This window comes from Bradyrhizobium sp. Crot121, from assembly GCF_059512385.1.
The window spans coordinates 1-379 of record NZ_JCAMOR010000463.1 but is presented as its reverse complement, the minus strand read 5'-3'; the positions used below and the strand labels follow the sequence as shown (position 1 = coordinate 379).

Genomic DNA, 379 nt, shown 5'->3' with positions numbered 1-379 from the left:
ATATTTTCCCACCAGCGCGTCGTGTTCTTCCAACGACATGCCAGGCGTCCAGAAGTCGGCATCACCTGGCAGACGTTCGCTACCGTCAGCGCGATAAAAGCAGTAGAACGAACTGCGCCGATGCTGGTAGTGATATCCGCCGCAGAAACACGACATGCCGCGTGTGTCGCGCTTCTGCATCCAGATATCAACGCGGTAAATCGGTAGATTCATCCTGGAGCGCTTCGGCTTGAATGTGCGCTTTCCGCACACACTGCAGGGCGGAAGAACTTCATACGTGTCTGGATGATGCGGCAGCACGCAACGCGTTTCGCAGTGTCGGCAGCGGCAATGAAAGCGGGCCATGATTAGAGCGCGTATGACGCCATGGCGCCAATCG

The 379-nt window shown here is 56.7% G+C and carries 1 protein-coding gene; it reads right to left on the bottom strand.

Annotated elements, in window-relative coordinates:
• Positions 1 to 180: hypothetical protein (locus AC5ZGW_RS47490; protein WP_496114320.1), on the bottom strand; the 180-nt coding region annotated here is incomplete at its 3' end.
• Between the last annotated feature and the right edge of the window lie 199 nt (positions 181 to 379).